The sequence below is a fragment of the Sulfitobacter sp. genome (assembly GCF_041552635.1).
Classification (GTDB): Bacteria; Pseudomonadota; Alphaproteobacteria; order Rhodobacterales; family Rhodobacteraceae; genus Sulfitobacter.
Genome location: NZ_JBFEKM010000246.1, coordinates 1 through 4,291 on the forward strand (window position 1 = coordinate 1; position 4,291 = coordinate 4,291).

A 4,291-nucleotide genomic window follows, 5' to 3' on the forward strand; every position below is an offset into this window, starting at 1 on the left:
CAAACGCCAATCCTGCCGGGCTGGCTGGTTCTGTTGCTCAGTGCAGCCCTGATCGTCGCTGCATGGCTGCGCGAAGGACGGCGCAGCTAGGCGCTTTATTGCAGTCTGATTTCCACCTCGGCGCTGCGCCCGCGCGCGTCTATGACCAAGATCCGCGAAAACCCGATCCCCTCAAGCGGGAGCCATGTTTCGCGGTCCCGCAGCCCCGTCAGCACAGGGGCCCCGTTGACCAGAACCGTCAACGGCAGCGCGCCTGAACGCAGCTTCAGCGGGATGCCCGCCCCCGCGTGCCGCAGCACTGCGCCGTGAGGCGGAAAGCTGACCATCGGGCTGTCTGTCGCAAGGTCGAAAATCGCCCTGCGACTGCGGAACCGCTGCAGGGGCGCGGGCAGGTTGGCGGTGCTGACCATCAGCGTTTCATCCGGGGGCAGCGGTCCGGGTTCGCGTTTTTCAGAGACACGGCCAAAGGCCTCAAACAAGATCGGGGCCGCCAGATCGCCGCCAAAAACACCGGGCACAGGCGTGCCATCAGGCCGCCCCAACCAGACGCCAATCACATGTTGCCCGTCGAAACCGATGCTCCATGCATCGCGGTGCCCATAGGACGTCCCCGTTTTATAGGCAATCTGGCGGCGCGGCGCGCCGATCTGGGGCGGCGGGGCCAGATCGGCAAGGATGTCCCACAAGTGCCATGCCGCCACGTCCGACATAATCCGCTTGGGCGGACCAGCGATCACGCCCTTGCGCCAAACAAGCGGCTGCACCCGTCCGCCTTGCGCAATCCCGCCGTAAAGCTGGACAAGGTCCTGCAATGTCATGCCCACGCCCCCCAAGGCGACCGCCAGCCCCGGCTTGCCCCCCGGTACAACAGGCGCAGCCCCCCCGCGCCGCAAGAGGGCCATCAAACGAGACGGGCCAAGTTCGTTCAACAACACAACAGGCGGGATATTAAGCGACTGGAGCAAGGCCGACCGCACGGTCAGTTCGCCGCGATACCGACCGTCAAAGTTTTGCGGCGCATAGCGGCCAAAAGCGGTTGGCGCGTCATTGATCAAGGTTTCGGGATGCACCAGCCCTTGATCAAATGCGAGCCCGTAGATGAACGGCTTGAGCGTTGATCCCGGCGACCGCAACGCACGCGTCATATCCACGAACCCCAACGCACCATCCGCCCCCGAATAAGCGGGCGACCCGACCGAAGCGAGGATTTCACCGCTGTGATGATCCGCCACGATAATGGCCGCAGACAAGCGGGCGTCGCGGCCTTGCACGGCGCGGGCGGCAAGGTCCTCGATCTGTTCTTGCAAGCCAGCGTCCAGCGTCAGGTCAACCCGTTGCGCTGTTGGCGTCTGGTGCCGCGCAACATCGGTTAAATGCGGCGCAAGGCGCGGGAACGGGATCATGCGGCGCGGCACGGGTGCAAGGCGGGCTTGTTCGGGCGCATTGACCCGCTGCAATACGCGGGCGCGCGCCTGCAGTGCCGACCGGGGATGCCTGTCAGGCCGGCGGATTTCCGGCGCTTGGGGCAAGGCGATCAGCAGGGCCGCTTCGGCCAGGGTAAGGCGGCCGGGTTCTTTGCCAAACCACGCAAGCGTCCCTGCCCGCAGCCCTTCCACAGCGCCACCGTAAGGCGCATGGACAAGGTAGAGCGTCAGAATTTCATCCTTGGTCAAGACCCTCTCAAGCGCGAGGGCAAGCCGGATCTGGCGCAGCTTTCCCTGCCAACGCCCCGTGCCGGAATTTTCCAGCAGACGGGCGACCTGCATCGTCAGGGTCGACCCGCCCGATACAACCCCGCCATGTTTCAGCGCTTGAACTGCAGCGCGCAGCCCCGCCCGCAGATCGACGCCGCTGTGGTCATAGAACCGTTTGTCCTCGTAGGCGATCAACATGCGTATGAACGCGGGGTCGACATCACCAACGCGCAGCGCCATGCGCGTACGCCCGTTTTCAACCGGATAGACACGCAGCAACGCCCCGTTGCGGTCATGCATCTCGACCGAGGTTTCGACCAGAACCGACGGAAGTTCGGTCGAGCTGATCCAACGGTCGGTCGCATCACGCAGGCCCGCCGCAAGGGCCAAAAGCATGACCAATCCAAACAGGCCATAGCGGCGTATCATGGGGCGATCTTCACCTGCCCCGTGCCGGTGTTCGCGCGGTATTCGGGGCGGTACATATCGCTGACAACAGCCGCCGGATGGTGATAGCTGCCCGGCGTCACGGCGCGCACCACATAAGCCAGTTGGAACGGCTGGGCCCCGCGGTGATCGACGGCGGCCAAAAAGCGGTCACTGCGAAATTCGGCATGTTCTGCCTCGGCTGTTTTCAACCACTCAAGCGCAGCAAGATCGCCACTGCGGATCAGGTTGGGGTTGTCGATCTCGAACCCGGCTGGCAGGGGGTCATCGACCATCAGCCGCGCGCCGACTTCTTCGAAGGGGGTGACCTTGAGGACCACAACCATCCTGTCGCCCGACGCGAAGCTGTCGCCGACAGGCGCGCCGTCCATCGTGTAATAGCTGCGGGTCAAGCCGTAGCCATAGCCGCCCGCCTCTGGTGCGACATCCGGCACGCCAAAGGTTGTCATCGTCACGTCGATCGCGCGTTGACCTGTGTTTCGAATGACGGATGCCTGCGGGTCCGCATCAGTCAACCTTTTGACCACGGGCCCGGCACTTGGGATGCCATCGACAGATACCTCTGCCCCGGCCGCAGAATTTGTCAAGGCATGGGCTGCCAGCACGACCTGCGCTGCTTCTTGGGTGGAAAATTCCCGCGAGGTTGATCCGATGGTGGACACGAGGGTGTCCAGATTGACCGCCGTGCTGCCAGCCTCGGCGGCGAGGGTCACAAGACCGGCAGTATCGCGCAAGGTGCTGCCATAATCATCACGCCACCCCAGCGGATCACCTGATCGACCAAGACGCGATGCTGCCTTGGCAAACATGCTGTCCGCGCGCTTTTGATCACCATATGCCGCCAGCGCCGCGCCAAGCTGCGCAAGGCTAAGCGGGGTGGCGAAATTGTCGGCCTTGGTGTCTGCATAATACCGCAGGTCGCCCATTGACGCCGCACCCTCGCGGGCCAGTACCAGCAAGGCATAGGCGATATCTTCGCCACCCAGATCAAAGTCAGGCGCATAGCCGATCCGGTTGCGCAGATTGTCCATCGCCGTGGCAAAGCCAACATCAGGCACAGCATATCCGGCCCGGCGCGCACGCGATAGGAAATCGGTCACATAGGCATCAAGCCAGAAGTTGCTGTTCTGCGCGCCCCACATCCCGAAACCACCGGTGCGGGTTTGCCGGGTCAAGACCTGCGTAATGGCCCCTTGCACCTTTTCCGCCAGCTTATCGGGCGCGCCGATGCCTGCGTCATCTGCCATACTGCTAAGATACAGCAACGGCAGCGCCCCCGACGTCACCTGTTCGGTACAGCCATATGGGTATCGGTCCAACTGTCGCAACAAGCCCGGCACGTCGAGCCGCGCCAGCGGCCCTGCGGTCAGCGTCGCACTGGCAGAGCCTGTGCGAAGCCCCGCAAAGACATTGCCATCAAAGGTGAAGCTTTCTCCTGCTCTAAGGCTGAATTGTCGCGTTGCGGAAATTTCGGGGTCATTATCCCGCACCGGAATGGTCAACACTTTTCGCAAGAGTTTGCCATCGGGTGTGGTCAGCGTGACTGTGATTAGCGGATCGCCAATTTCGCGCGCGGTCAGCGGAATGGAAAGGGTTTGCGACCCGCCTTGCACCAGCGTTACGGTTGCAGGCATGTCCCCCAGACCGACGGCAGCATCTGCCACCACGTTCAACTGCATATCGCCAGCGGGCCCTTCAGCATGAACCAGTTCAAGCAGCAGTCGGCTGGTATCACCGGGTGAAACAAAGCGCGGCAAAGAAGCGGTTACCACAACCGGATCGCGCGCCAGAACCTCTGTGCTTGCATCCCCCACGGCCCCTTCGGACCATGCAACCGCCATCAGATTGATCGTGCCGTTGAAAGCAGGGCGGATGATGTCGATTTCGGCACGACCGTTTGCATCCACCAGAACGGGGCCCGAGAAAAACGACATCAATTCTTCGGTCGGCGGCGGGGATTGCAGTTGCGCGTTGCTTGCTGCATCGCCGCCAGAGCGGACAGCGCCCATTGCGCCGTTCATTCCATCAATCAGACGGCCATAGATATCGCGGATTTCAACGCCCAAACGCCGTTGGCCAAAGTAATGTCCCGTCACATCGGGGGCTTTGAACCCGGTCAGGTTCAAAATGCCCTGATCAACAGCGGCAAG

At 62.6% G+C, this 4,291-nt stretch carries 2 protein-coding genes; both read right to left on the reverse strand.

What is annotated here, in order from left to right; genetic code table 11:
- Nucleotides 1–95 precede the first annotated feature (95 nt).
- Nucleotides 96–2,123 carry a penicillin-binding protein 1C gene (pbpC, locus tag ABYT07_RS19330; RefSeq protein WP_372993649.1) on the reverse strand — a complete coding sequence of 676 codons (2,028 nt, stop codon included), beginning with the start codon at nt 2,121–2,123 and terminating at the stop codon, nt 96–98.
- Nucleotides 2,120–4,291: alpha-2-macroglobulin (locus ABYT07_RS19335; protein WP_372993650.1), on the reverse strand; the 2,172-nt coding region annotated here is incomplete at its 5' end. The genes ABYT07_RS19335 and pbpC, both read right to left, overlap by 4 nt.

Coding starts and splice junctions, on each gene's coding strand:
- pbpC (WP_372993649.1), bottom strand. CDS start 2,123: ATGATACGCCGCTATGGCCTGTTTGGATTGGTCATGCTTTTGGCCCTT.